This is a genomic window from Psychrobacter sp. TB20-MNA-CIBAN-0197 (assembly GCF_040309765.1).
GTDB classification, from domain to species: Bacteria; Pseudomonadota; Gammaproteobacteria; order Pseudomonadales; family Moraxellaceae; genus Psychrobacter; species Psychrobacter submarinus.
In genome coordinates this window covers 1-367 of the sequence record NZ_JBEOPC010000193.1, presented here as the reverse complement: position 1 = coordinate 367, position 367 = coordinate 1, and the positions used below count along the sequence as shown (strand labels likewise).

Annotated in this window: 1 protein-coding gene; it reads right to left on the bottom strand. The window is 62.7% G+C overall.

Annotation, left to right across the window (positions count from 1 at the left end; genetic code table 11):
- Positions 1–367 (bottom strand): hypothetical protein (locus AAEY83_RS13270; RefSeq protein WP_351059475.1); only part of this gene is annotated, 367 nt, incomplete at both ends.

Sequence of the window (367 nt, the reverse complement as noted above, 5' to 3'; positions counted from 1 at the left end):
ATGTTGGCTGCGGGCATTCGCTTCGATAGCCCAGGCGATCTCCCGGGGCGTGAAGAAGTTCTCGTAGAGCCACGGCTGGCCAGGTGGAAACTGTGCAGGGTCGGGCCGCGAGGCAAAGTAAAAGCCCTCCAGCAAATACCCCCTGGGCAGCTGCAATTGCCCTTGGGCATCAACCGGAAATATTCGCTCAGGATCCCAAGCGGCGAGCCCGGCCGGGCGCGCATGGGTGGCGACATACTCCTCGCCAGTCAACTTCTTCAACAGCAGACCCGCTGCGTACGCGCCTCTGGATTTCAACGCGGCCAGCACGGCGCGTTCGGCATTGACGCAGACACGGGTCATCAGCGGCAGTTCGGTGACCACACCC